Here is a 26,799-nt window from a genome sequence, read left to right as displayed (position 1 = left end):
ATTAGTTTTCACTGACATCTATCTTACAGGCCCCCGGCACTTTATTCTTCTGCAGTTCCTCCAGCTGTTTCAGCAGCTTCTTCTCCTCGCCGGAAAGCTTCTGGGGCATCCAGACCTCCACTTTGATCAACTCATCGCCGCTGCCGCCGGAGTTCAGCCGGGGCAGGCCCTTGCCCCGCATCCTGAAGATCTTGCCCGAAGGCGTGCCGGAGGGGATGGAGAGCTCGGCCTTGCCGTTAAGCATCGGCACTTCTATCTTGCAGCCCAAAACCGCCTGGGCGTAGGAGACCGAGATGCCAACTATCAGGTCGTCGCCGTGCCGGGTGAACAGCGGATGCTGCTTCTCCTCGATGTAGACCAGGATGTCGCCGGCCGGGCCGCCCCGCAGTCCGATGTTGCCCTGGCCCCTTAAGGGCAGATAGTTGCCGTCGGCCGCCCCGGCTGGGATCTTCACCTTGATGGTGGCGTCCTTCTTTACCCGGCCCTCGCCCCCGCAGCCCTGGCAGGGTTTGGAGATGATCTTGCCCTCGCCCCCGCACTGGGGGCAGGTACCCACGTTGATGAACTGCCCAAAGACGGAGCGCGAGACCTGGCGCACCTCTCCCGAGCCCTTGCAGGCCGGGCATTCCTTGATGTCCGCCCCGGACTTGACCCCCGAGCCGGTACAGTCGGGGCAGGATTCGTAGCGCTTGAGCTGAAGGGTCTTTTCCACCCCAGAGGCGATCTCCTCCAGCGTCAAAGGCAGGCGGATCTGCAGGTCGCCGCCCCGGCGCTCGTTACGGCCCCGCCGTCTTGCGCCCTGTCCCTGTCCCTGCCCGCCAAAGAACATGTCGAAGATGGAATTCCCGCCGCCGCCGCCGAACATGGAACCGAAGATGTCCTGGATGTCTTCGGCGTGGGTGAAGTCGCGGCCGAAATCGAAGCCGCCCCGGCCGAAGCTGGGATCCACCCCGGCGTGGCCGTACTGGTCGTAGTTGGCCCGCTTCTGCTTGTCCATCAGCACCTCGTAGGCCTCGGAGAGTTCCTTGAACTTCTCCTCGGCCGCCTTGGGATTCTCCCGGTTCATGTCGGGATGGTGCTTCTTGGCCAGAGCGCGATAGGCCTGCTTTACCTGGTCATCAGTGGCATTCTTGGGAATGCCCAGTATTTCGTAGTAGTCGTTTTTGGTGGGGGTCATTTTATCAGTATTTATTATATTTATGTGAACTTTATGGTGCGTATATTGGCACGAACCGTTTTAGCTTATTATAGTATACAAGTGATGCAGGATCACATTCTGGAGCATCATGAAATGTATATATCAACATTATTTTATTTTCATAATCGTTCCAAAACATATTCCAATTGTCTAATTGTTCTTTCTTATTTGCTCCGAATTCTGACAGAAAATAATCTTTACTGCATTTTTTAAAATCAATTCTTCTCTTTTCTTTTGGTGATAAAGTATCGCAGTGAAAATTACTAATACCGTTCAGGTACCACCCTTTCTTATTTGCAAAATACCCTCCGCTATCATAGCAAATATAATTATTATCATAAAAAAATGTATCGATTCTCGCATCAATCGAAACGATTTCATAAATGGTATCTTTATCATTAACGACTATAAACATCCATTCAACTGGCTTCTTCCAGTCCTTTACTTTCAAGTGATAGTTGATGGTTGCCCATTCACCATCAACTGTTAACGGTATTCGTTTTGTGATGATTGTGTCAAGAACATAATCTTCTGCTTTCACCGTTGCAGTACTGTTCTTAACTGACTGTTCAGCCTTCTGTGGCCTGCATTGAAGACAAAAGGCCAGGGATAGAAGAACTAAAATAGTAATACTATGGGTTTGTTTCATTTTCTTCAGTTTGCAATTTTACATTCTTTAATCAACACTGAACTCAACCCCGACCCTTCTCTTGGCAAGAGAAGGGAGCAAGGGATGAGTTCGAAAGACTTCTGACATATCCTCATAAATACGCAAATAGGGGAGAAGCCTTTTGACAAGGCTTATCTCCCCCGTTGCGTTTTAAATTTACCGGGCCGTTATTTCTTCTCGTCGTCCACCACTTTATAATCCGCGTCCTCCGGGCCTTCGGGCTTGGCCTGACCGGGCTCGGGTCCGGGGGCCGCCTCGGGCCCCGGACCGCCCTGCGGCTGGGCACCCTGGTCCTTGGCCTTGGCGTACACCGCCTCGCCTATCTTGTAGGAGGCCACGTTCAGCTCCTCGGTGGCGCTCTTGATGGCCGCGACGTCATCGCGGCCCAGCACGTTGCGCAGCCGTGCAATGCCGTCCTCGATCCGCTTGCGGTCGTCGGCCGAGATCTGCGAGCCGTACTCCCTCATCATCCGCTCGGTGTTGTATATCAGGCCGTCGGCCTTGTTGCGGGTCTCGATCTCCTCCCGCTTCTTCTGGTCCTCGGCCGAGTGGGCCAAGGCGTCCTTGGCCATCTTGTCGATCTCCTCCTTGCTCAATCCGGAGGACGAGGTGATCTTGATGCTCTGGGCCTTGCCGGTCCCCAGGTCCTTGGCCGAAACGTGGAGGATGCCGTTGGCGTCGATGTCGAACGAGACCTCTATCTGGGGCACGCCCCGGGGGGCCGGCGGGATGCCCACCAGGTCAAAGCGGCCCAGGGTGCGGTTGTCCACCGCCATCTCCCGTTCGCCCTGCATCACGTGGATGGACACCGCCGGCTGGTTGTCGGTGGCGGTGGAGAACACCTGGCTCTTGCGGGTGGGGATGGTGGTGTTGCGTTCTATCAGCCGGGTCATCACCCCGCCCAGGGTCTCGATGCCCAGGGACAGCGGGGTCACGTCCAGCAGCAGCACGTCCTTGACGTCGCCCACCAGCACGCCGCCCTGGATGCCGGCCCCCAGCGCCACCACCTCGTCGGGGTTGACGCCGCGGTGGGGTTCCTTGTCGAACACCTGTTTGACTATGTCCTGGACCTTGGGCATCCGGGTCATCCCTCCCACCAAAACCACTTCGTTGATGTCGGTGACCTTCAGGCCGGCGTCCTCGATGGCCCGGCGGCAGGGCCCGATGGTCCGCTGGATCAGGTCGTCCACCAGCTGCTCCAGCTTGGCCCGGGTCAAAGTGAGGTCGAGGTGCTTGGCCCCGGAGGCGTCGGCGGTGATGAACGGCAGGTTGATGTTGGTCTGCATGGTGGAGGACAGTTCGCACTTGGCCTTCTCGGCCGCCTCCTTCAGGCGCTGCAGGGCCATCTTGTCGCCCTTGAGGTCTATGCCCTGGGCCTTCTTGAATTCCTCCACCAGCCAATCGATGATCTTCTGGTCAAAGTCGTCGCCGCCCAGGTGGGTGTCGCCGTTGGTGGAGCGGACCTCGAACACGCCCTCGCCCAGCTCCAGGATGGAGACGTCGAAGGTGCCGCCGCCCAGGTCGTAGACCGCTATCTTGTGGGCCTTTTCCTTGTCCATGCCGTAGGCCAGGCTGGCCGCGGTGGGTTCGTTGATGATGCGCAGCACCTCCAGCCCGGCTATCTGACCGGCGTCCTTGGTGGCCTGGCGCTGGGCGTCGTTGAAATAGGCCGGAACGGTGATCACCGCCTGGGTCACTTTCTCGCCCAGATAGGCCTCGGCCGCTTCCTTAAGATAGCGCAGTATCTTGGCCGAGATCTCCGGCGGGGAATAGACCTTGTCGCCTACCTTGACCCGGGCGTCGCCGTGCGGGCCCTCCGAGACCTGGTAGGGCACCAGCTTCAGCTCCGAATCCACTTCGTTATAGCGGCGTCCCATGAAGCGCTTGATGGAATAGATGGTGTTCTCTGGATTGGTGATGGCCTGGCGCTTGGCCACCATGCCCACTACCTCTTCGCCGGTCTTTAAAAAGCCCACCACCGAGGGGGTGGTCCTCATCCCGTCCTGGTTTGGGATCACCACGGCGTTTCCGCCTTCCATTACCGCCACGCAGGAATTGGTGGTTCCCAGGTCAATGCCTATTACTTTACCCATTTTTCTTTGTCTCCTATTATTTAAAAAATACTTTTATGTCTGATGTTGGTTTACTGTTCATTAATCTGATCGCTGGGTGGATCCTCTTCCTTTGCTTCCGGTTCTGACGGAAACTTGGAAACCGTCACCCGGGCCGGTCTCAGGATCTTATCCCGGAACAAAAATCCCTTCTCCACCTCGTTGAGCACCGTATCGGGCTGGTGTTCCCGGCTTTCCACCGCCAGCACCGCCTCGTGCTTGTTGGGGTCGAACGGTTGGCCCTCGCTCTTGAGTATGGACAGTCCTTCGGCCTCCAGGATCTTGTGGATCTGCTGGTCTATCATCTGGACGCCCAGGTAGAAAGAACGGAAGCTCTCGTCCCGGTCGCACAGTTCCTTGGACGAGCTTAGGGCCCGGTCCAGGTTGTCCAGCACCGGAAGGATCTTGGCCACCAGGTTGCGGTTGGCGTCGCCCTCTTTCTCCAGGTATTCCTTGGCGGTGCGCTTGCGGTAATTATCCAGGTCGGCCATGGCCCTTAAGTACTTGTCAAAGTTCTCGTCGGCCATCTGGCGGTACAGGGTGGACTGGCCCATCAGCTCCTTCAAACGGCCTCTGAGCTTGCGGTACATTACCATTCCCTTGTTTTCCTCGGTCACTTAACGTCTCCTTGAGTTTGGGAAACAACGATCTTTTTACCACGGAATCACTGAAAACCGGAAATACCGAATAAAAATGACCTTCTCGATAGGATTCCCCTTTCCGTGTTTCCGTGGTAGATTTTGCCAGGTTCCCCGTTAAATAAATATAATCATTTATTGGGATTTTGTCAAGCAATAATAGTTATTGCTAATGGGCCTTCCATATTTGGAGAAAATAAATGAAGAATCTGCGTAAATCTGCGAAATCTGTGGATAAACGCTCGTTCTTACCTGCCCGGCCAGATCTGGGCCGCGGTCAGTTCCTGCAGTTTGAGCTTGATCTCCTCGGGCCGAACCTTGCTTATCTGTCCGTCCTTGCGCTGGCGGATCTCCACCATTCCCTCCCGCAGGCCCTTTTCCCCCACGTTGATCCGTACCGGGATGCCGGTCAGGTCGGCGTCCTTGAACTTGAAGCCGGGGCGCTCCGGGCGGTCGTCCAAAAGGACGTCGAAGCCGGCCTGGATCAGGTCGTCGTGGATCTTCAGGGCCAGCCGGCCCGCTTCGGACGAAGGATCTCCCAGCAGGGTGATCAGCACCTGGTAGGGGGCCACCGCCGCCGGCCAGATGATCCCGTCCTTGTCGTGGCTCTGTTCGATGACGCAGGCCGCTATCCGGTCGATGCCTATGCCGTAGCTTCCCATCACCAGCGGTTTCTGGGTGCCGTCCTCGTCGGTGAAATTGGCGTTGAGGGCCTGGGAATATTTGAGGCCCAGCTTGAAGATGTGCCCCAGTTCTATGGCCTGGGTCAGGCCCATGGGCTTGCCGCACTCGGGGCAGGGCTCGCCGTTCTTGATGGTCCTGATGTCGGCGTACTCGTCGACCTTGAGGTCCCGGTTGACGCTGATGCCCTGGTAGTGGAAGTGGTCCTTGCAGGCCCCGGAGACCAGCCCGGTGGCGTCCTTTAAAAGATGGTCGGCGATGATCCTGACGCCCTTGATCCCCACCGGCGAGATGAAGCCCACGTTGGCCCCGGTGTGCTTAAGCACCTCCTCCGGGGTGGCCGGGCGGAAGGTGGCGGTGCCGATGGCCTTCTGCAGTTTGTCCTCGTTGGCTTCGTCGTCGCCCCGCACTAAGATGAACACCGGCTTGCCGTCGGCGATGTACAGCAGGCTCTTCATCAGCTGGGAGGCGGGGACTTTCAGGAACTGGGAGACCTCTTCCACTGTCCTTTTTTCCGGAGTGGAGACCTCCAGCAGCGGCAGGTCCTGGTATTTCGGCGCCTGGAGCTTGGAGGAGGCGATCTGGATGTTGGCGGCGTAGCCGCAGGCCTCGCAGACCGCGCAGGTGTCCTCGCCCGAGGGCGAGGGGACCATGAACTCCTGGGAGCCGCTGCCGCCCATCAGCCCGGAGGAGGCGCCCACGATGAAGTATTTTAAGCCGCAGCGGGAGAATATCCGTTTATAGGCCTCGCGCATGGACAGGTAAGATTGGTCCAATCCGGCCTGATCGCGGTCCATACTGTAGGCGTCCTTCATGGTGAAGTGCCGGACCCTTATCACTCCGGCCCGGGGCCGGGGCTCGTCCCGGAATTTCACCTGCATCTGGTACCAGTTCTGGGGCAGGTCGCGGTAGCTGAAGCGCTGGGCCCGGGCCAGGTCGGTGATCACCTCTTCGTGGGTGGGGCACAGGGCGTATTCCCGCTTCTTGCGGTCTTTTAAACGGAACATCTCGTCGCCGAAGCTTTCCCAGCGGCCGCTCTCCTGCCAGATCTCGGCCGGGCATAATGCTGGAAGATAGATCTCCTGGGCCCCGGCCCGGTCCATCTCCTCGCGCACGATCTTCATCACCTTCAGCATCACCTTCCAGCCCAGGGGCAGGTATTCGTAAACCCCGGCGGTCAGCTGCCGGACCAGGCCGGCCCGCAGCATAAGCTGGTGGCTGATCATCTCGGCCTCGGCCGGGACCTCTTTTAACGTGGGTATGAACGCTTTACTCCAGAGCAATTAAGTAGCCTCCTGTAATTATTAGAACAAGTATTTTATGCTGTAGGTAATTGAGCCTGCCGTTATAAGGTTTACCCCGTAATATATTTTATAAAAACTGGATTCATGATCGCCCCAGCTGTATTCATCATAATCCCTATCATATCTGATTCGCGAATATAAACTTATTGGTATAACCGATAATTCATTTTGGAATATGGCGCCTTTAAGGTTCATTTCTTTTACAAAGCTTGCCTTAATAAAAGCCCTGAGCTTTGCGCCATAATATGTTGAATATCTGTCATAGTAAGTGCTGTCTCTATAATCATAATATGTACGGGCATATCTGTCGTAAAATAATTCCGGGCTCAAACCAAAATATAACCTCAAGTACCTGCCACAATCTTTCATCTCTTTCAGTCCGGTCGCGCCTAAGGATATATACAAATCATTTGTTTTTCCGTCATAATACTCCCCGTCGGGTTCAATGCTCCCGTTGTAATCGGCTGCAATAAATATCTGCAGAATGTTTTTGTTGCACAACCTTTCAATGAAGAATGTGCCTGGTATATCTGTTAGTTGTTGAATGGATGCCCCCACCGCCCACTTGGGAACAAACGGTTCGGCCACAGCAGCAGGGCAACAAGGCGTTGCGCAGGGCCCGGATTGGCACGGTGAATTGCAGTTAGCAGACTGGCAGGGTTCCGCGCAAGGAGCAGATTGGCATGGCTCAGCCGTTGGGACCGGCAGGCTGTCGGTCTGGGCCAGGCACCACGAAGCGGCAACCATTACCAAGAACGCAGATAGCAGGGTTTTCTTCATTTCTATTCTCCTAAAAATTGCAATTTTCATGAACCCTGAGCTTGTCGAAGGGTTACATTTATCATTTTGAATTAATATCCAATATCTTCTTGATCAGCCCGCTGGTGGACCTCCCCGGCGTCAGCTCTATCGGCAAAACCTCGCCCCCGTTCTTTAAGACGATGTCTGCGCCCACGATCTGCTCGACAGAATAATCCGCGCCCTTGACCAGGATGTCTGGAACTAAAGCTTCGATCAGCTTCTGCGGGGTGTCCTCGTCGAACAGCACGATATGGTCCACGCAGGCCAGCGCCGAAAGAACGATGGCCCGGTCCTCCTGGCCGCACAGCGGCCGCTTTGGCCCTTTGATCCGCCGGACCGAGGAGTCGGAGTTCAGGCCGATGATCAGCAGGTCTCCCAGCTCCCTGGCTTTTTGCAGGTACTCCACATGCCCCCGGTGCAGGATGTCGAACACACCGTTGGTGAAGACCACCTTCTTGCCTGCGGCCCTGGCTTGCTGGCGGATGGTTTGGGCCTCTGATATTGATTTTATCTTGTTAAGCATGTTCTCTACCATTACTTCCTTTCTCACTCCCTCTCCTAATGCTTTAGGAGAGGGGCAGGCCTGCACTGAGCAAGGCCGAAGTGGGTGAGGTCAAAAACAATCCAACTATTTGCTCTCGTCCAGTACCTTCACCTTTACCGGCTTGCTTTCCCATTCAATGAATCCCCGGCATTTGATGGTTCTATCGGCAATGCGTTCCGCCAGGCCAAGTTTTGTCTTCAGCGATGCCGCAGTGTAAAACGATCTGGCCCAAGCGGCCAGCGTCGGATCGATCTCTTTTATTGCCTGTAAAAGGTCCTTATCACGGGGCTCATACCTGCCGGCCAGCATCACTGCCATTAACAGCATCTGTTTGACCGCCTGGGAAAGGATCAAGGCAGCGGTAGCTGGATCGGGCTGGGCCGTGTCCAGCGAATCCTCATATAACGACCCGGCAAAATATCGCTCATGCACGATGTCCAGCTTGGCCGGTTTGGCCGGTCCATTTTTCAGGATCTGTTTGGCCTTGGCTGTCAGTTTCGGCAGCAACGGCTCATTGTTCAGCAACACAAAACCGGTGGAGATCATATGGGCGGTTATGGGACGCCTCATCTCCCTTTGAGACATGAGATGTTTGATGACCGTAGTAGGAGTGTTGACAAATATCTCTGTCGGCACTCCGTTAAAACGCTTCTGAACCCTTTGCATGAATGGCTTCCGGTGAATGACATACAGGTCCAGATCACTGTTGGCGTGTGGCTTCCCGCGGATAATGGTGCCTGAGGCAATGATGGCTGTCGGTTTGAACCTTTTCTGCATATAACTTACCGCCAGGCGTAACGCCCGGTCGTATCGGGGAGGCAACGACGGCCAAATAGAAACTGAAGTTTCTTTTTTTGCAATATTGTTTGCAAAATATTTCACTTTAGCTTTTTTACAAACTCTTTACTTTGTATGGGATATTTTGTCATCAACCATTGTAATACTTTCAGTTGTTCACTTCCTGGCGCTCGTCTTATCTGCATCAGAAGTTTTACCGAATCCGGCCTGTTTACTGTTATGTTAGATGCTCCCTCATTGCATACAGAACAAACCGCCCGCAAGTTTGCGGAATCATCACTACCACCTTGTGATTTATCGATAATATGACCTATATGCAAACGGACTTTTCTCCCATCAAATGGGTGCAGTTCGCCAGCCGCTACACCGCACATCTGGCAAGTATAGCCATTTCTGTCAAGCACAATTGAACGTGTTTCCTTTGAAATACCTCGATCAAAGGCTGGCAATAACTTTGTGTCAATAAGTATGTATTGCCCAGGTTTTAAATCGCTTCTATCGTTGTGAGTAATGATGTGCAGACCCTCTTCATTGCGCAACTCCCGGACCCGGCGGGCCCACTCGCTTGTCCCTGCCACTTTTCTAAGCGTTGCCGAATCAAGTATTTTCCCAACATGCTTCTGAAAATAATTGCGCAGTTTTGCCCTTGAGCCAATTTTGTCAGGCATATTAAACCTCTTTTTTAAGTGCCTTTAATATTGATATTCCGACCTCTTTTGCTACTGGCGGGGGAAAAGCATTCCCTATTTGCCGGTAAGATGCGGTTTTGCTGCCTGCAATTTTCCAGCTAATTGGGAAACCTTGTAAAATAGCGGTCATTTCAACTGTCAATTTCGGTTTTCCAATAAATTCTTTATTGGGCGGTTGATTTGCCAACCCAGAACCATCAACATCTAACAACGCCCATGCTTCTCTTGACCGGGTAGGCCCTAAATCTGGACCACCATGTTTTTTTGAACCGCCGACCAAGGTGGGCGCAATTGCGTTTGCATTCCCCGCCCATTTTTCTGCCTTTTCCCACCCATTGCTTTTCATTAAGTCCAATAAGGATTGACCCACTGTTTTTCCATTTTTCTTTCCTTCGGGCCATTTAAAGTATTGTGCAAACTCATCCTTTAACGCCACGAAGACTACTCTTGGCCTTAATTGTGGCACTCCGAAATCTGAGGCATTCAGCAATTTCCAGTTGCATTTATATCCCATTTTATTAAACTCATCTTCTATAAAAACACGGTATGGGGCGAATTTATCACTTAACAATCCCTTAACATTTTCTATCATTACCACCTTTGGGTTGCATTCCAGCGTCAAACGGATGACCTCCGGAAAAAGATCTCTTTCGTCTTTTGCCCCCAACTGTTTACCTGCAATTGAGAATGGCGGACACGGTATGCCGCCTGCAAGAAGATCGATGCCGCGATGCTTATCCGCTTGAAATGATTTTACATCGCCCTGAACAACATTCCATTGGGGCCGGTTCTTACGCAATGTATCACAAGCAATGGGTTCAATTTCAACCAAAGCAGTGTGTTCAAAACCTGCCTGCTCTAAACCCAATGCTTGGCCGCCTGCACCCGTACATATTTCTATTGATTTATACACAACCGATGAATTCATAAATTTTACAACTTTATCCTTTGCCGCATTTTCATTCTGTATTTCACATTCCCACAATTTGAGAACCTTCCAGCCCTGTTTCTTTAGCGCGCTGGCATTCTGCTTGTCCCGTTTAACGTTGGCTTCAAGCTTTGGTTTCCAATAATTAATTTTAGTCTTAGGGATTCTCCCTTCATTGCATTTTTTGTGCTGATGCCAAAAACAACCGTGTATAAAAACTGCTATCTTATGTTTTTTAATTGTTATATCAGGTTTGCCAGGCAAGCTGTTATCGTTTGATTTGAAGCGATACCCCATAGAATACAACAAACGCCTGACAATTAATTCAGGTTTTGTGTTTTTGGAACATATACGGCGCATGTTTTCACTGCGCTGTGATTTTAACAATCTATCAGTCATAATAAATGCTAATTAATATACTTCACCGCATCCTCTTTCCTGAGGGCGGCCTGCGGCTGTTCCCCGTCCGGGTAGCCCAGCGCCACGGCATACAGCGCCTTGTATCCTGAAGGAATATCGAGCTCTTTGACGAAGTCCGCACCCTGCGGGCTGTCCAACAGCTGGGCGATGATCCCGATCCAGCACGAACCGATGCCCAGCGAGGCCGCGGCCAGCAGCATGTTCTGGGTGGCGGCGGCGCAGTCGGTCTGGTGGAACTTGGCATCCCGCTGGCCTGAGACCACCACCATGACCGGGGCCCGGTAAAAGGCCTGCCAGTTGGGGTCCTTCAGCCGCTCTTTGATCCGGGGGCTGTCGATGTCCTTATACAGGTCCCGCACCTGGGCGCTCATCCGGTCCAGCAGTTCCTGGCTGCGAACCACGGTAAAGTGCCAGCTTTGCCCGTTCATGGCGCTGGGCGCCCAGCACCCGGCATCTATGATGGCCGCCAGGTCCGCTTCCCTGAGCGGCTCCGGCTTGAACTGGCGGATGCTGCGCCGGGATTTTATGGTTTCTAAGATTTGGTTCATTTTTTGATCCTGGTTGTTTTTGGTCAAATCAGTTTAGAGGCTGCGAACTCAACCCCTACACCCCTTCTCTTGAAAAATATATAAGAGAAGGGGACGGGGGATGAGTTCCGTTCCCTCCAATTGCCCTTTCAATCCAGTATCCCGCCCCACTCCACCACCGAAAAACCAATTCTCTGGAATTTCTCGATCTTCGGTTCGGGAACTGTGACCAGTGTGTCCGTCGGCACAAACTTGAAGAACAGCCGCAACAAGGATTCCGGGGTTTTTGAGATAGTCAGCGGTACGGCCTGATCTATCTCGTTTCTTTTAAGATAATAGGCTGTGCAGTATTTTTTCTTCCAGTCCATCCTCTTGGGCCAGTATGCCATGAAATCTGTGCGTTCCTTGTCATTCAGACCAATATTCACCAGTATCTCGTTCATCCTGCGGTCAAAGTTAGAACTCTGCAGAACCCAGCCGGCATCAAGGGTAAAGTTATAATTTACCTTTGCTTCGTAGAACAAATAATCGTAGGTATCATTTATCTTGCCACCGGGAGCAACCACGATGTTCCAGCCTGTGTTGTACTCAGGAATGGAAGTTGTTATTTTCCCTATTGGTTGTACTTGTACGGTCAGCGTTTCCTTTTTTGTGGGGTAGAGATAGATGTTTGGTTTTTTTACTACAGTACCCTCCATCTCAATAACACTTGATCTAAGCCGAAAATTGACCGGGGTTCTAAAACTCATTATGGATTTGAGGCCTGTTATTCTCTGGCTTTGGTACCCTTTCTTTTGGGCCTCTACCGCATATGTGCCAACCGGAACATTAACAATGGTGTACTTACCGGCTGAATCTGTTTTTGCATTGAAGTTGGTGCCAACTATAGTGATATTTACTCCAGGTATCGGTTCCTTAGTTTCTAGATCAACAACTATTCCAGCTATCCTTCCATTAGGTCCGGCAAACGTTATGGATGTGTCTTTAGAGGTTTGCTTTTTCATAATGCTTTGATACTTTACGGTATCAGCATTTTGCTTTGGCAGTCCTTCTTTCTTGGGTCTTGCCCCGGAGCCGCTTAGAATAAATATTGCCAGCACCGGAACTATTGCACCCCATAAATATTTTTTCAGCATAACGGCCTTTCCCAACTTTTTAAACGTTTCCAACATTTTGTCGCCGCTGGCGACACCCCGCCGACGGCGGTGGCAAACATTTCAAACTTGTTCCCCCGCCACCCGCCCCACCGGCGCCACATAGACCACGAACTCGTCCCTGCCGTCCAACTGGCACAGCTTGTCGAACAGCTTCTGGTTATAAGCCCCGATGGCGCAGGTCCCGCAGTTGATGGACTCGCAGGCCAGGTAAAGGTTCTGGCAGAGGTGCCCGGAATCCTGCAATATGATCTTCTTGGCTTCCAGCGAATAGCGCCATTCGGTCTTGTAGGGCACCGCGCTCCAGATGAAGGTCACCGCGCAGTTGCCCACGTATGTCTGTCCCAGGGACGCCTTGGTCAGTTTCCTGGGCATCGACGGTACGGTAAAAAGCTTGACCAGTTTGTGATCCACCGGCTGGTAGCGGTACATTCCCTTTTTCAAACCAGTGACATTGTTTATTGCCAGATATGTCTCGAAGGGATGCATGCATCCGCCGGAGGGAACTGTGCGAAGGCCGACCTTGCCGTTGGCCATCAGCTTTTTTATCCCTTGGGTGGCCCATAAAAGATAGGACAGCTCCTCCAAGGTCAGCGGATCGTCGGTGTACTTGCGGCGACTCTGGCGGTCGCCGATGCAGTCGAAGATGTCTGATTTCTTTAAAACGGATTTATCCGGCTTGGGCAGTTCAATGACCTCTGCGTCTTTTGGATATTCCTTCTGCAGCGGCCCGCGCTCCAGTCCCTTGGTCTGGTCCGAGATCACCTTCTCCAGCTTGATGAACCCGGCCTTCATGGTCTCGCGGAACTTCAGGGTCTGCTTCTTGGCCTTGATGGTGTTCTTCTCCATCTTCTCCATCCTGGCCCCAATGCCATCTAACATCCGGGATATCTCATCCAGGGCTTTTTGTTCCTGCCCCGGTTTGAGTGACACCTCCTTTGCCGCCAGCTCTTTGATGTATTCACTCCATCCGGAAGACAGACTGGCATAGAATTTTTCCCGTAGCGGTTCATCGGCTTGTTTAAGCAAAAGGCACAACGCCACCCATAGATTATTTTGACTTTCCAGGATTTCGCCCACCAGTATCTTGCGCTCAGTATCTTTGAGGGCTATAAGTTTTTTGATGATCTCTGACATATTTCACCTGCTGGTTTAATAATTTCTTTTTATGCGATGCCATGAATGACATCGCTACTAATCATCAACCCCGATGAATCGGGTTACCTCGTCAGGCCTTACCAGAGGCACTTCGGCCCCGCTCAGCACAAGCCTTGATGGATTCTAGCGATAGTCTTTAGGCTATCGCAACAAAGAACCGGGAGGGGTTTAAAACCTTTATGCCGTTTTGTTTCCCTCTCCGCATCGGGGAGGGATTATGGGAGGGGTCAACGCACCTCTCCGCCGGTCTCCACTTTGCGCTGCGGCGTAAGTATCACCACCCCGTCCTTGTCCTGGGCCGCCAGCAGCATTCCGTGCGACTCCAGCCCCCGGATCTTGGCCGGTTTCAGGTTGGCCACTATCACCACCTGCTGGCCCACCAGCGATTCCGGGGTGTACCATTGGGCTATGCCGGCCAGCACCTGCCGGGTCTCCCCGCCCAGTTTCACCTGCAGGCGCAGCAACTTGTCGGCGTTGGGCACCTTCTCGGCGGAGATGATCTCGGCGGTCCGCAGTTTTACTTTTTTGAAATAGTCTATATCTATCAGTTCTTCAACTGGCTTTATGCTGTCAGCTGTAGGCTGTATGCTGTTCGACGCCCCTGGTTTAGTGATTTCACTTTCGGCTTTGGTATTTTCTTCCGTCATTTGTTTTCTGCCTTCATCTTTCGTTTTTGTGTCTATTCGGGGAAAGAGAGGTTCCCCGGCCGATATCTTCTGCCCCGCCTTCAGAAGACCCCATTCGGAAGCCTTGGCCAGCGTGATGTCCTTCTCCTCCACCCCCAATCGCAATAAGAGCTCCCGGCACTTGCCCGGCATCACCGGGGACAACAGGATGCTGGCGATGCGCAGGGCCTCGGCCGCGTTGTACAGGACCAGGTTGATCCGCTCCTGGTTGCCTTCTTTGAACAGCTTCCAGGGGGCATTGGATTCCACGTAGCGGTTGGTAAGCTTTACCAGGTCCATGGTTTGGACTATGGCTTCATTAAGGTCAAATTTATCCACCAGATCCTTGACCCTCAAACCCAAGCCGGTGGCGCTGGAGAGAAGCTCATCGTCTGAACTTCCCGGCTTCCCGGCTTCCGGGACAAGGCCTCCGCAGTAATTGTCCATCATCTTGAATATCCGGCTGGCCAGGTTGCCGTAATCGTTGGCCAGGTCGCTGTTGATCCTCTGTTCCGCCCGGGTATAGCTGAAATCACCGTCGCCGGTGGTCGATATTTCCGACAAAAGGAAATAGCGCACCTGGTCGGTGCCGTACCGCTTGGTTATGGCCTCGGGGTCTATCACGTTGCCCAAAGACTTGGACATCTTCTGCCCGTCGGCCGTGATGTATCCGTGCACCAGCAGTTTGTGGGGCAAAGCGACCTTGGCCGACATCAGAAAGGCCGGCCAGTAGACCGCGTGAAAGCGGATGATGCCCTTGCCGACGACGTGCACCCGTTCCGGACAGTCGGTCCAGAAATCCTTAAAGAGCTGTCCGGGATCGGCGTAACCCAGTGCGTTGATGTAGTTGGACAAGGCGTCGAACCAGACATAGACCACCTGATTGGGATCGCCGGGAACCGGTATGCCCCAGCCCTTGGCCCGTTCCCTGGAACGGGAGACCGAGATGTCCTCCAGCCCGCTCCGGACAAAGGACAACACCTCGTTCTTGCGGGTCTTGGGCGTTATCAGATACTGGTCGGATCCTATCAGCTCCTCCAGCTGCGTTTGGTATTTGGACAGCTTGAAGAAATAATTCTCCTCTTCGATGTTTTCCGGCACGGTCTCGTGCTCCGGGCACTTGCCGTCCACCAGTTCGTCCGGGGTGTAGAACCCCTCGCAGCCCACGCAGTAAAGCCCCTGATAGCGCTTTTTGTAGATGTCGCCGTTCTCCAGGCAGGCCTGCCATAACTTTTCCACGCCCTTTTTGTGGCGTTCCTCGGAGCTGGTGCGGATGAAGTCATCGTTGGAAAGCGACAGGTAATCGTGCATGTCGGCGAAGAACTTGGCGTTCCGCTTGACCAGCGCCTCGGTGGGGATCCCCTCCTTCTCCGCGGTCTGCACGTTCTTAAGGCTGTTCTCGTCAGAACCGGTCAAAAAGCGCACCTGGCGCCCGAACAGCCGGTGATAGCGGGCCAAAGCGTCGGTCTGCACCGTCTCCAGCGCAAAGCCGATATGCGGTTTGGCGTTGACGAACGGTATGGCGGTGGTGATGTAGAACTTGCTCATTTCTTGGAAACCTCCGCTACCTCGAATTCCCCGTGGCCTTCCTCGAACCTGACCATCACTTTTTGTTTGAAGATGTCCACCTTGTAGACCGTGCCCGGGCCCTTGGGGGTGACGACCACCGAACCCACCCGGGGCATGCTGCGGTGGGCCTCCTCGTAATAGCGGTCTTCGTAGGTCAGGCAGCACATCAGGCGGCCGCACAGACCCAGCATCTTGTTGGAGGTGGTGGACAGGTTCTGCTCCTTGGCCATCTTCAGGGTCACCGGCTCGAACTCGTTAAGCCAGGCCACGCAGCACAGCTGGCGGCCGCATAACCCCAGCCCGCCCACCCGCCGGGCCTCGTCCCGCACCCCTATCTGGTGCATCTCGATCCGGCCCTTGAACATGGCGGCCAGGTCCCGCACCAGGGAACGGAAGTCCACCCGCTTTTCTGCGGTGAAGTAAAAGGTCAGTTTTGATCCGTCGAACTTGGCCTCCACGTCCACCAGGGTCATCTGCAGGCCGTGCCGGTGGATCAGGTCCAGGCAGGCCTGGTAGGACTCGGTCTCGCGCTTGCGGTTGGCCTGGAACTTCACTATGTCCTCCTCCGCCGCCTTGCGCAGCACTTCTCCGGCCGCCTTGAATTTTTCCTTGAGAATGGCCCGCTCGCCCTCCACCGCGCCCAGCTCCTCGCCGTTATCGGTGGTGACGATCACCATTTCCCCCGGGACCAGGCTGTAGGCCTGGGGATTGAGATAGTATTTGGAACGCGCTTCCTTGAAGCGCACCATTATCAGGTTTTCGCTCATAGCTCCTCTTTTATTATATCGGGACTGCAGGCGGCCATCAGGCACAGCCTGGGGGTTACGTTCCGGTTCAGGGCCGTCCGGGCCAGTTCCATGTTGGCGGTGATCCTATTGAGCTGCGGTTCTGTCAGCAGCCGGGCCAGGGATAATATTTCAGGTGAGGCCTGGGGCTCGGGGTGCAGGGCCTCCAGCGCTATGGCCGACATCAGCTCCAGCACCCGCTGGGGGCGGCCCTTTTCGCCGGTGGCCAGGTCTATGGCCTCCATCATCTCGGCGTATCTCTTTTCCAGCCCGGCCCGCAAAAGGTCCCCGGCCATCCGGCGCTCCTCCAGCAGATCCAGGTCCATCATCTCCAGGGCCTGCCCCAGACTTCCCTGGCTAAGGGAGGCCAGCATTTTGGCCTGGGCAGGATCCAGCCCGTGGCGCTCCTCCAGGTTCTGGACCACCGCCGCCCTGTCCAGCCGCATGAAGCGGATCTTCTGGCAGCGGGAGAGGATGGTGGAAAGCAGGGCGTTGGGCTTGTCGCAGACCAGGATGAAATTGGTGGTGGGGGACGGTTCCTCCAGGGTTTTTAGGAAGGCGTTGGCCGCCTCGGTGGTCATGGCCTCGGGCTTGATTATGATCACCGCCTTCTTTTTTCCCTGATAGGGCTGGAGCGAAAGTTTGGCCTGCAGGGCCCTGATGTCGTCTATGGTAATGGCCACCGGCCGGTCGAAATCCAGCGACAGGTAAGGCTTTTCGGCCTTCCGGGCCAGCAGCTCGGCTATCTCCTCGGCCAGTTTTTTCTTGTCGCTCTCGCCGGAGGGATGGGGCACCGGAAAGACGTAGTGCAGATCGGGGTGGTTGAACTCCACCGTCTTTTTGCACTGACTGCAGGCGCCGCAGGGGGCCTCCACCCCGGTGCAATTAAGGGCCTGGGCCAGCTCAAAGGCCGCCATCTCCTTGCCCACCCCGGAAGGGCCGTAGAACAGATAGCTCTGGGCCAGCCGGTTTTCCTCAAAGGACCGGCGCAGTATCTTCTTGGCCACTTCCTGGCCGATCATGCTGGAAAACAGTTTCACAATAAGACTGATTACAAATATTAATGACTATCTATCTTACCTGGGAGAAGTCTAAAGAAAATAGTGACTTTTAAAAACGCAGATAATACCGGACTGTGTTCTTTTTCTTTTTTGTACCGCCAACTAAGAAAAAGAACCAAAAAGAAAAAAGCTCGTCGCTTAAAACTCTCCGGGCGCTGCGCTTCTCGTTGCTGGCTGGCTTGTCTGAACTCGGGCTTTGGCCAAGCCCTCAAACAGGCCAGACAAGCTTTTTCCGCCATCAACTGCGATGCTCACTGATCGTTTTAACGCGACAACCGGGGTAGGCACCAGTTAAACAACCTGTTTCCTGAACTCTCTTGATAATGTCTTAATAATCAATTTCCTGCTTTCATGGTTTCTTTATAAGCTCCCATGAAGAATTAGATCTATCTGCGTAATCCGCGTTAATCAGCGTCCCATTACGGTTTCTTCGGCTTGGGTGTTTCCTTCTTGGTGCTGTCGGCCTTGGCCTTTTCGTTCTTCACCGGGGCCGGGGTCTTCTTGTCCTTGGCCGCAGCCGCTTCATCCAGGCCCACCGCCTGCCGGTTCTTGATGGTCATCATCTTGGCCTTGGGCTGGGCCCCGAACCGCCCGAAGCTTCCCTGGCCCGAGAGTTTCAGCCTGGTGAAATCGCCGCTGGTCAGATAGGTCCGCAGTTCCTGGCGGGAGGCCGGGTTCTTTTGCAAGGCGGCGATCATGATCCTGGCGGCATCGTAGCCCTGGGCGGCCTGCTTGGACGGCGGCTTGCCGTAGCGCTTCTTAAAGCGCTCTTCAAAGGCGGCCGAGGACTGGGCCAGCTCCGAGCTTTCCGAAAGCACGGCGAAGATGGCCCCCTCCACGTAAACGTCGCCCTGGGCCGAAACCTTGGGGTCTCCCCAGGATTCCGGGCCCAATAACTGTAGCTTCACCTGGTTGTAGGCCAGCTGGGGCGCTATCATCACGATGTCCGAGGGCGAGGCCGGCAGGAACAACGCGTCCACCTTCACCAGCCGCAGCTGGTCGATCTGGGCCTTGAAGTCGGTGGTGCCTGGGGTGTAGGCCTGGGCATAGACCATCCTGGCCCCCAGCTTGGCGGCCTCCCTGGCAAAAGCCTGGGCCACCGATTCCCAGGCGCCCTCGTCGGGATACAGCATGGCCAGGGTCTTAAAACCCCGGGCTTTCACCGCGTACTGGGCCACCGCCGGCCCCTGCCAGCTCAGGCTGGGGTTCAGCTGAAAGATGTTGGGCCCGATGGTCGAGATCCGGTCATCGGTGGCGGTGGGCGAAAGCAGGGGAACGCCCAACACATCGGCCACCCCGGCCGCGGCGATGGTGGCGGTGGAAAGCACTTCGCCGATCAGCCCCATCACCATGGAGGAGTCGGCCAGCCGCCGGGCCTGTTTGACCGCATCGATGGCGTCGCCCTTGGTGTCGGACGATACTATTTTGAATTTTTCGGCGGCCTTCTGGTTGTATTCCTCAAATGCCAGTTCCACCCCGTTCTGCACCGCCAGCCCGAATTCCCCGAACTTGCCGGTCAGGGGCGCCAGCAGGCCGATCTTCTTTTCCACCGGGACCGCCGGGATCAGGGTGTTCTCACCGGACAACTGGGATAACAGAAGATTGGCGGTTCCGGCCTCTCCGCTGGCGGGATATTTTTTGGCGAGGTCCGCCAGCAGTTTTTTAGCCTCGGAAATGTTCTTGGCTTCCAGCTCCAGTTTGCATAATCTCAGGCCCATGGCCGGGGCGGTCTCAGTAGTGGAATATGTCTTGTAGAGTATCCGCAGTTCGCCCGCGGATAATTTTTCGTTGATCAGCGTCAGCAGCGGCAGCCTGATGGTCTCGCGGTCCTCCGGAGCCTTGGCCTTGGCCATGCCCTCCAGATACTGCTGACCGGCTTTCACATAGTCCTTGTTCTCGGTGTAACAGTCGCCCAGCACCTTCTTGGTCTTGGCCCAAAATTCGGAATCGGGATATTTCTCGGTCAGCTTGAAGCCGTTTTGCAAGGCCAGGTCTGTCTGTTTCAGCTCAAGGCGGTACAGTGCCGTCAGGTAGAGAGCCTCCGCGGCCGCCGGCGTCTCGGGATGCTTGGCCAGCAACTGCTGCAGTGTCTCCGCCGCCTCGGCCGGCTTGCGTTCGGAATACTGTTCTTTGGCCTTTTCCAGGAGGCCGGCGGCCTCTGCTTCCTTTTTCAGCCGCAGTTCCTCCCTGGCTTTCTGGTCCTGTGATACTGGGGGTTTCTTGTCCACCGCCGGCTGCAGGGTAACGCAGGAAACCGTCAAAAGTGACAACAATATTACGCCGTATTTTTTCATTTTATTCACCTGAAATGATATTTTTATGTCTGGTTAAAGCCCACTGCCCCATCATATAAACTGTAAGTATAGCAAGCAATTAGGGCTCTGTCAACAATAAAAATGCCGCTTGACCTCACCCTTTTCCCTCTCCTAAAGCATTAGGAGAGGGATGGGCATAAGGTCCTTGCTTTACAACAAAAAAACCGGCCCAGCCGGTTTTTTTAATGGTAGTTTATGACACGCCTTTTTTGTGTTTTTATGCACAAGCTATAAAAATTAAACCCCTCTGTGTCTTTGAGTCTCTGTGGCAAAAAACGGTCTTTACTTCTGTCCTATGACCCAGCGCACCGGCATGCACATCCTTCTCTTTTTCTCCGCCACCGCCTGAAGGTCCTTCTGTTTCAAAGCTTCCAGCCTCTTCCCAAAGCCGCACAGATCCTCAATGAATTCCCATTCCCGGTCAAACTGCTTCCGGTACTCCCGCCAGTCCCAGCAGCCATCCTGCCGCCCGGCTTCGGTCTTGAACCCGGCTTGGGACATGAGAGTTTCGAGTTTACCGGCCAGGCCCGGATCCGCGCCCTGTTTGGCCAGTGTCCCTAAAATCAAATCCCTTATCCCTCCCAGCTCCGTCGGTTCGTCAATGCGGCCCATATAGTCCGGCTCGCACAGGCTGATCAGGTGCCCGCCTTTTTTTAGGACCCGGAGGGCCTCAGATAGGACGGCTTCGGGATCTTTCTGCCACAACCAGAAGTAGTGGGTGACTATCAGGTCAAAAGAGTTGGCCGGAAAGGGAAGCTTTTCAGCCCGGGCCGTCCTGAATTCTATGCCTGGATATTGGGCTTTGGCCAGGGCCGTCATTTGGGGGTCGGCCTCTATCCCGCAAAGCCGGGCCTCCGTGCGCTCCGAGATCTCGCTTAGGATGACCCCGCTGCCGCATCCCAGTTCCAGGATGTTCTTCTTCCCGGCCAGTTGTACCCTGCGGTACAGAGAAAGCCGTAGAGCCTTGGTCCATGCGGCTTGCCGCTGATACTGGTTATGTAGATACAGCAAACTGTTCATAGTTAAAATTACCCAAACTTAGCCACAGAGACACTGAGGCACGGAGGGAAATTCAATCATCTACAACCAGACATTAACAAGAGCAAGTATCACTCTGTGTCTCTGAGCCTCTGTGGCAAAAAACCGTCAGTATCCCTGCATCACCCGCCACATGAAGATCCCCACCACCGCCAGCAAGGTGATGCACACGGTCTGCAGGGTTATGCAGATACAGCACACTGTTCATAGTTGTTAGAAAAATAACCGGCCACAGAGGCTCAGAGACACAGAGTAAGACTAACAACCCAATTCATAGATCCCAAATATTGATTAACCCTCTGTGCCTCAGTGTCTCTGTGGCAATTTTGGTCCTAGTATCCCTTCATCACCCGCCACATGAAGATCCCCACCACCGCCAGCAAGGTGATACACAAAGTCTGCAGGGTGCGGCGCTCGGCCCGGAAAGCGGCTTTGGTGTCGCCCTTTTCCGGAAAGCGCGGGCCGAAGTGGCTGAGCCGCGGCAGCCAGCGCGGTACTTTTTGGCAGTACTCCTGATACTCAGCTCCCAGCTTGCCGGCCAGGGTCTCCTCCTCCAACGCCACGATGAACACGTACTGCAAAAAGAAGGCGCCGATGAAGACCAGGATCATCCAGGGCATCCAGGGCCAGGCGGCCAGGCACACCCCCAGCGAGACCAGGAAATTCCCCACGTACAGCGGGTTGCGGACAAAGCCGAATGGCCCGCCGGTGATCAGCCGGCCCACGTCCGGGGAAAGGGTGCGGGTGCTGCCGCCGGCATAGGACAGCGCCCAGATCCGGACGGCCTCGCCCATGAAAGTGACCGCGATGCCGATGGCCAGAGACCACCAGGTGGGCCTGGCAAAATAGAGGGCCGCCAAAAGCAGCGGGATAGGCGTGTAGCTGCGCCATTTGAAGAACAGGTTGCCGAGGGTTTGTTTGAGTGCCATATGTTTCCTTTATGGTTTAATTTTGTGCTACGAATTAGATGAATCGTGCTACGAGTTATGCATCCAAAGCAGTTGTGCTTACCATACATGTGCCAACTAAATTATTTTATGCTACGGCTGACAAGGTCTTATTTTAAAGAATCTTTCAGTTTGTTGAAACTAAAACCAATACCACTAAAATTTGGTTCAAGAATTATCGATTTAACAATGGCTCCCCCAATGCCCGGTTTCAATTCCTTACTTACTTTAAAACCCTTGAGATCTTTTTTACTTTCAATATCTTTAAAAATACTTTTAATTAAAGCGACGACCTCTGTTTCTGTTTTACACACCTTTTTTATTGGTATGAGAATAAAAGAAAAGTCTTTATCGGGATTACGAATTGTCTCCATATTTTTAAAATCATGGGGGTTAGTACGAGTAATCAGTATCGCCGGTAATAATTCATCAGCATTATCACCATTGATATTATGCCACGACAAAACCTCTGTGTCAAAATGACCGACATCACCCACACCAATTATAACGGCCGATTCATTTTTCGATGCTCTCTCGGCCATGTTTTGAAAATTGTTTCGCAAAGTTTGCGACAAGGGTTCTTGCCAACCATAATCAAGAATATAAATATAATAGTCCCTTCTAGCATTTTGCGAAAGCATTTCTAAGCTATGAATCATTAATCCCATATACAACTCCTTTTTTACTAATTACTAATTAAAAACAGGTCTTAATTTACAAGTTAGTATGGGAATATGGTATATTAGCGGTTTATATTGTTCGGGCCCTTACATAATCTTAGCTTAGCCACCCTTGCTTTTACCACTTATTTTTGACCATTCTTCATCGTTTGCTGTAAACTCCAGTATATTTTTTATTACTGTTTCATGTTCAGGTTTTAACAATCTATTTGCTGGTAGGAATTTTAATATGTTGTATTTATTCAAAATACCGTTATACCTTAGATTTATTGTGCTTAAACTATGATAACCCAAAAGCAACAATTCATAAGTAGATAATTGTGCCCTAATGATATTCGTATAATACTTTTTTTCTTTATATACCTGGTCTTCACTTCCAATAAATTCAGCATTGTCAATGTATTTAAGCATTATGTACAAATTTGTAAAATAATGTGCGACAAATGGCTGATTATTATCATAGAACTTTTCATAAGCGTGAATCGCGTTGTTTATTTCTTCCTGGTCTTTCATGTCCCTTACTGTTTCACAATATTCTCTTTTAAATATATCATATAACTCTCTGAAGCAAATTCTACCGATAGCATTGCTATTGACAACAACTGTACGCAGATCCATTTCTTTTACAATATTGTTTTGGTAATTTAAAAGTTGATAGAAAGAAGTTTCAAATAATTGCTTATTGAAAGTTTTTGTTTGTGCCTTAAACTCCTCCCTTGTTGTAAATAACTCTTCTCGTTGTAAAGCTAATTCTTCTCTCTGTAAATATACTGTTATTATCACCCCAGCAAACGCAAAACCAGTAAATAACGCGCTAAGCGCACCAAACATATCCCCAAAACCAGATCGTTGTTCCCAACAGGTTAATTTTTGTGTTATCACATATAAATATATAAGCCATGACAATACAATAAATAGATTTGGCAGAATGTAAACCCAAATGTTTGCTTTATTGTTTTTATGCATGATGTAACCTTACTTTATTGATTTGTTTTCTATATTGTCACCAACTCATACTTCCTGCTCCCCAGTCCCAGCTTCTCCGCATGATCCAGTTGCCAGGCCCAGTCCACCTCCGCGTAAATATCCCTGAACTTGTCGCTGCCCGGTTTGTGGGCCTTCTCCAGCGCCGAGTTCTTGTTCCCCCCGGCCTGCATCACCAGGTCGTTGCTGGCCGCGTCAATGGCCACCGGGTCCAGCGAGCCGCAGAGCCCTAAGTCCGGCACTATCGGGTTGTCGGCGTGGCCGTAGCAGTCGCAGGCCGGCGAGACGTTCATGATGAAATTCAGATATCCTATCTTGCCCTTTTTGTTCTGGGCAAACCCGGCCAGGTACTCCGCCATCTTCTCCTGCATCTTTTGGGCCCCGGTGTCCCAGCCGTTGCGGGCGGCGTGGGTGGGGCAGACCACTATGCACGAGCCGCAGCCGATGCACTTCTTGGGGTCTATCACCGCGTATTTATCAATGACGATGGCATCGGCCGGGCAGTTCTCGGCGCACTTGCCGCAGGCTATGCACTTCTCGGCCTTGATCACCGGCGTGACGTCCGAATGCATGGCCAGCTTGCCGCCCCGGGCCCCGCCGCCCATCCCCAGGTTCTTGATGCTGCCGCCGAAGCCCGCCAGCTCGTGGCCCTTAAAGTGGGTGACGCAGACGATGGCGTCGGCCTTGTACAGGTCGTGGGCCAGCTTCACTTTCTTCAGGTGGGTGCCGTTGACCGCGACCTCCACATACGCCCCGCCCCGCAGGCCGTCGGCGATCATCACCGGGCATCCCAGCGAGGAGTAGGTGAACCCATGCTGGTGGGCAGTCTCCAGGTGGTCCACCGAGTTGGAGCGGCTGCCCACGTACAGGGTGTTGGCGTCGGTGACGAAGGGCTTGGCGCCCAGCGCTTTTATCTTGTCCACCACCGCCCGCACAAAGTGCGGCTGGACGAAGGCGGTGTTGCCCCGCTCGCCAAAATGGACCTTGACCGCCACCAAGTCGCCCTTGGCCACAACCTTGGAGAGCGGCATTTTGTCTATTATTTCAGAGAGCTTGGCGTAGATGTTGCGCTGGGACGATTCGCTGAAATCGGTGAAATAGACCTGGCTTGGCATATCCGGAACCTCGCTGTGTTTATTATTTATCTTTAGCCGTGAAGGATGTTATTTGATTTTTCTGATCACGGCATTCAAAAGATGGCGCAGGGCCTTTGACAGCCACGGCAACTTGCCCACCACCATCGCCAGATAAGGCCCTACTGTATAATACAGGAAGACCACGGCCCGTCCCAGGGGATCCGGCAGCAACCTCTCATCCCGAAACTTCCTCAGCGCCATCACTTGGGGACAGTCATAATCGCCGTAAACGGCGGTAGCCACAAAACAGCCGCCGCCTTGCGGCCCGCCTTCCGCTTCCTTGATGGCCTTGATGTTATCCATCAGATCGCTTCCCTCGTCCTCATACAGCTTGAAAGCGGTTTCCTGGGCGTCAAAGCTGAAGGCGTTATCCTGCTTGTACCAGGTTTCCTGCCCGTATTTCTGCTTTTGCAGATCATTATAGATAGCCAAAGACCTGGAGGCATATTCCCGGGAAGCGGGAGGCAGCATATGCACCGGCAGCGGGTTGACCGAAAGCATCGTTTTAACAATAACCGGCTGGGCGCCCGGCTGCGACTGCAGTATCTGGTTCATGGCCATGCCTAAAAGCACCCGCCCCACCAGGGGATTATCGTTGCCCAGTTTAGACTCGCGGATCTCCAGGGACTTTTTCAAATAAAAATCGGCCCGGTCGTGCTTTCCCATAAAAGCCAGGCAGGTGCCCAGCGGAGCCATCACTTCGGCCATTTCCAGACTGTCGGGAGGCGAGCTTCTTTTGCGGATCTCGTAAGCCTTTTCCAGATGTGGCAGTGCGTTATTGCAGTTGGTAGGCCCGTATGACGGAACCGGACCCACTGTCTGATAAGTGGTCCCGTATAATAAGAAGGCTTGGGCCACATTAAGCAAAAAAGGCACCAGGCTGGGGTCGTCCGGGCCGTATATATTCCTGGCTTTGTCCAGCCATTTCACCGGGTTGGTCACACTAAGATTCGAAGGTGTGTGCTTTGTCTGAAACAAGACTATCAATAAGCCTGACAAAACTTCGTAGTTGATGTTTTCCATATACCGCTGCCCTTTCTACTGTTATCTCTACTTTGGATTCTCACTCCCCGAACCGTTCCTGTGAAACCTGGCAAGATAAACCACCCCCGATATAAAAACCATCACCACCGAAACATACAACAGGTACAACCCCCAGGGCTGCCAGTTCAACGAATAGCAGATGATGGTGGCCGCCATGAAGGTGACCGCCCACTTCCCCGGCCAGTTGGAGACAGGCACTACTTTTTTCTTACGCATAATCAACAACCCACCAATCACAATCATCAAATCCCTGACCACTATCAGAACGGCCGCCCACAACGGAAATCCCCGCCACAGCCACAGTGCCATGGTCAGGGTGTTGACGCAGATCTTGTCGGCTAAAGGGTCCAGTATCTTTCCGGAATCCGTGACCTGCCCCAGCCGGCGGGCAAAGAACCCGTCGAAATAATCGGTCAGCACGGCTAGAAACAGCAGGACCAGCAACATCCCGTTCTGGTTGTGTTTCAAACAAAGCACTATGAACGGCAGCAGTGCCAGCCTGGCCAGCGAGAGGATATTGGGAAGATTGAGATTTTTGTTCATGACGCATAAGTTTAACCTTACCCTGCTTTAAAGTCAAGAAAAAATGGAGAATGCTTACCTAATCAGCTCAGGAAACTGGTTGAACAACCGGTGCCAACCCCGGTATGTCGCGTTAAAACGATCAGTGAGCATCGCAGTTGACGGCGGAAAAAGCTTGTCTGCATGTTTGAGGGCTTGGCCAAAGCCCGAGTTCAGACAAGCCCGCCGGCAACGAGAAGCGCAGCGCGGGCCTGCTGAAGCTTTAGCGTAAGCATGGCCAGGAGAGTTTTCAGCGACGAGCTTTTTCTTTTGGTTCTTTTTCTGGAGCCTGCCCTGAGACGGCTATTTACCTTGCAAACGAAGGGGCGGCACAAAAAGAAAAAGAACATAACAGGGTTAAGGCTACGTTTTGTACCAAATCAGCTGTCTTCT

General features: G+C 53.2%; 25 protein-coding genes. All 25 read right to left on the bottom strand.

The window, feature by feature from the left end; translation table 11 throughout:
* Position 1 precedes the first annotated feature (1 nt).
* Positions 2–1,177: a molecular chaperone DnaJ gene (gene dnaJ / locus HZA73_05110; GenBank protein MBI5805404.1), complete on the bottom strand. Its 1,176-nt coding sequence runs from the start codon at positions 1,175–1,177 to the stop codon at positions 2–4.
* Positions 1,178–1,208: 31 nt separating this feature from the next.
* Positions 1,209–1,847 (bottom strand): hypothetical protein, encoded by a 639-nt coding sequence (locus HZA73_05105; protein ID MBI5805403.1) that lies wholly within the window; start codon positions 1,845–1,847, stop codon positions 1,209–1,211.
* Positions 1,848–2,035: 188 nt separating this feature from the next.
* Complete coding sequence (gene dnaK / locus HZA73_05100) at positions 2,036–3,961, bottom strand: molecular chaperone DnaK (GenBank protein MBI5805402.1); 1,926 nt, start codon at positions 3,959–3,961, stop codon at positions 2,036–2,038.
* Positions 3,962–4,011: 50 nt separating this feature from the next.
* Entirely contained in the window at positions 4,012–4,596 is a 585-nt protein-coding gene (locus tag HZA73_05095; protein ID MBI5805401.1) for a nucleotide exchange factor GrpE, read from the bottom strand.
* A 269-nt stretch (positions 4,597–4,865) separates the two neighbouring features.
* Positions 4,866–6,581, bottom strand: coding sequence for a proline--tRNA ligase (locus HZA73_05090; protein ID MBI5805400.1), 1,716 nt, complete (start codon positions 6,579–6,581; stop codon positions 4,866–4,868).
* Positions 6,582–6,602: 21 nt separating this feature from the next.
* The gene (locus HZA73_05085) at positions 6,603–7,382 is read right to left on the bottom strand and encodes a hypothetical protein (protein MBI5805399.1); all 780 of its coding nucleotides are present in this window, start codon (positions 7,380–7,382) and stop codon (positions 6,603–6,605) included.
* 61 nt (positions 7,383–7,443) lie between these two features.
* Positions 7,444–7,938 (bottom strand): D-glycero-beta-D-manno-heptose 1-phosphate adenylyltransferase, encoded by a 495-nt coding sequence (gene rfaE2 / locus HZA73_05080; GenBank protein ID MBI5805398.1) that lies wholly within the window; start codon positions 7,936–7,938, stop codon positions 7,444–7,446.
* 93 nt (positions 7,939–8,031) lie between these two features.
* Positions 8,032–8,724 carry a hypothetical protein gene (locus HZA73_05075; GenBank protein MBI5805397.1) on the bottom strand — a complete coding sequence of 231 codons (693 nt, stop codon included), beginning with the start codon at positions 8,722–8,724 and terminating at the stop codon, positions 8,032–8,034.
* Positions 8,725–8,825: 101 nt separating this feature from the next.
* A complete protein-coding gene (locus HZA73_05070) occupies positions 8,826–9,413 on the bottom strand; it encodes an HNH endonuclease (GenBank protein MBI5805396.1) in 588 nt (195 codons plus the stop codon).
* 1 nt (position 9,414) lies between these two features.
* Positions 9,415–10,761 (bottom strand): DNA mismatch endonuclease Vsr, encoded by a 1,347-nt coding sequence (gene vsr, locus HZA73_05065; protein MBI5805395.1) that lies wholly within the window; start codon positions 10,759–10,761, stop codon positions 9,415–9,417.
* 8 nt (positions 10,762–10,769) lie between these two features.
* Complete coding sequence (locus HZA73_05060; GenBank protein ID MBI5805394.1) at positions 10,770–11,330, bottom strand: nitroreductase family protein; 561 nt, start codon at positions 11,328–11,330, stop codon at positions 10,770–10,772.
* 128 nt (positions 11,331–11,458) lie between these two features.
* Positions 11,459–12,481 (bottom strand): carboxypeptidase-like regulatory domain-containing protein, encoded by a 1,023-nt coding sequence (locus tag HZA73_05055; GenBank protein ID MBI5805393.1) that lies wholly within the window; start codon positions 12,479–12,481, stop codon positions 11,459–11,461.
* A 45-nt stretch (positions 12,482–12,526) separates the two neighbouring features.
* Positions 12,527–13,312, bottom strand: coding sequence for a SagB/ThcOx family dehydrogenase (locus tag HZA73_05050; GenBank protein MBI5805392.1), 786 nt, complete (start codon positions 13,310–13,312; stop codon positions 12,527–12,529).
* A 536-nt stretch (positions 13,313–13,848) separates the two neighbouring features.
* Entirely contained in the window at positions 13,849–15,834 is a 1,986-nt protein-coding gene (metG, locus tag HZA73_05045; GenBank protein ID MBI5805391.1) for a methionine--tRNA ligase, read from the bottom strand.
* Complete coding sequence (locus HZA73_05040; protein ID MBI5805390.1) at positions 15,831–16,622, bottom strand: stage 0 sporulation protein; 792 nt, start codon at positions 16,620–16,622, stop codon at positions 15,831–15,833. Before HZA73_05040 ends, metG begins: the two co-directional genes overlap by 4 nt.
* On the bottom strand, positions 16,619–17,680 hold the full coding sequence (holB, locus tag HZA73_05035) for a DNA polymerase III subunit delta' (protein MBI5805389.1): 1,062 nt from the start codon (positions 17,678–17,680) through the stop codon (positions 16,619–16,621). The genes HZA73_05040 and holB overlap by 4 nt, the downstream gene beginning before the upstream one ends.
* Positions 17,681–17,700: 20 nt before the next feature.
* Complete coding sequence (locus HZA73_05030; GenBank protein MBI5805388.1) at positions 17,701–17,940, bottom strand: hypothetical protein; 240 nt, start codon at positions 17,938–17,940, stop codon at positions 17,701–17,703.
* A gap of 180 nt (positions 17,941–18,120) precedes the next feature.
* Positions 18,121–19,995 carry a penicillin-binding protein activator gene (locus HZA73_05025; protein ID MBI5805387.1) on the bottom strand — a complete coding sequence of 625 codons (1,875 nt, stop codon included), beginning with the start codon at positions 19,993–19,995 and terminating at the stop codon, positions 18,121–18,123.
* A 303-nt stretch (positions 19,996–20,298) separates the two neighbouring features.
* Positions 20,299–21,036 (bottom strand): class I SAM-dependent methyltransferase, encoded by a 738-nt coding sequence (locus HZA73_05020; protein ID MBI5805386.1) that lies wholly within the window; start codon positions 21,034–21,036, stop codon positions 20,299–20,301.
* Positions 21,037–21,386: 350 nt separating this feature from the next.
* On the bottom strand, positions 21,387–21,983 hold the full coding sequence (locus HZA73_05015) for an isoprenylcysteine carboxylmethyltransferase family protein (GenBank protein MBI5805385.1): 597 nt from the start codon (positions 21,981–21,983) through the stop codon (positions 21,387–21,389).
* A 128-nt stretch (positions 21,984–22,111) separates the two neighbouring features.
* Complete coding sequence (locus HZA73_05010; GenBank protein MBI5805384.1) at positions 22,112–22,669, bottom strand: hypothetical protein; 558 nt, start codon at positions 22,667–22,669, stop codon at positions 22,112–22,114.
* Positions 22,670–22,783: 114 nt separating this feature from the next.
* Complete coding sequence (locus tag HZA73_05005) at positions 22,784–23,647, bottom strand: putative phage abortive infection protein (GenBank protein ID MBI5805383.1); 864 nt, start codon at positions 23,645–23,647, stop codon at positions 22,784–22,786.
* A gap of 29 nt (positions 23,648–23,676) precedes the next feature.
* Positions 23,677–24,780 (bottom strand): DUF362 domain-containing protein, encoded by a 1,104-nt coding sequence (locus HZA73_05000; GenBank protein MBI5805382.1) that lies wholly within the window; start codon positions 24,778–24,780, stop codon positions 23,677–23,679.
* 48 nt (positions 24,781–24,828) lie between these two features.
* Positions 24,829–25,824, bottom strand: coding sequence for a tetratricopeptide repeat protein (locus HZA73_04995; GenBank protein ID MBI5805381.1), 996 nt, complete (start codon positions 25,822–25,824; stop codon positions 24,829–24,831).
* 27 nt (positions 25,825–25,851) lie between these two features.
* Positions 25,852–26,388 carry a CDP-alcohol phosphatidyltransferase family protein gene (locus HZA73_04990; GenBank protein ID MBI5805380.1) on the bottom strand — a complete coding sequence of 179 codons (537 nt, stop codon included), beginning with the start codon at positions 26,386–26,388 and terminating at the stop codon, positions 25,852–25,854.
* Positions 26,389–26,799 lie beyond the last annotated feature (411 nt).

It is taken from the genome of candidate division TA06 bacterium (assembly GCA_016235665.1).
GTDB lineage: Bacteria > Edwardsbacteria > AC1 > AC1 > EtOH8 > UBA5202.
This window is presented reverse-complemented; position numbering and strand designations above follow the sequence as displayed.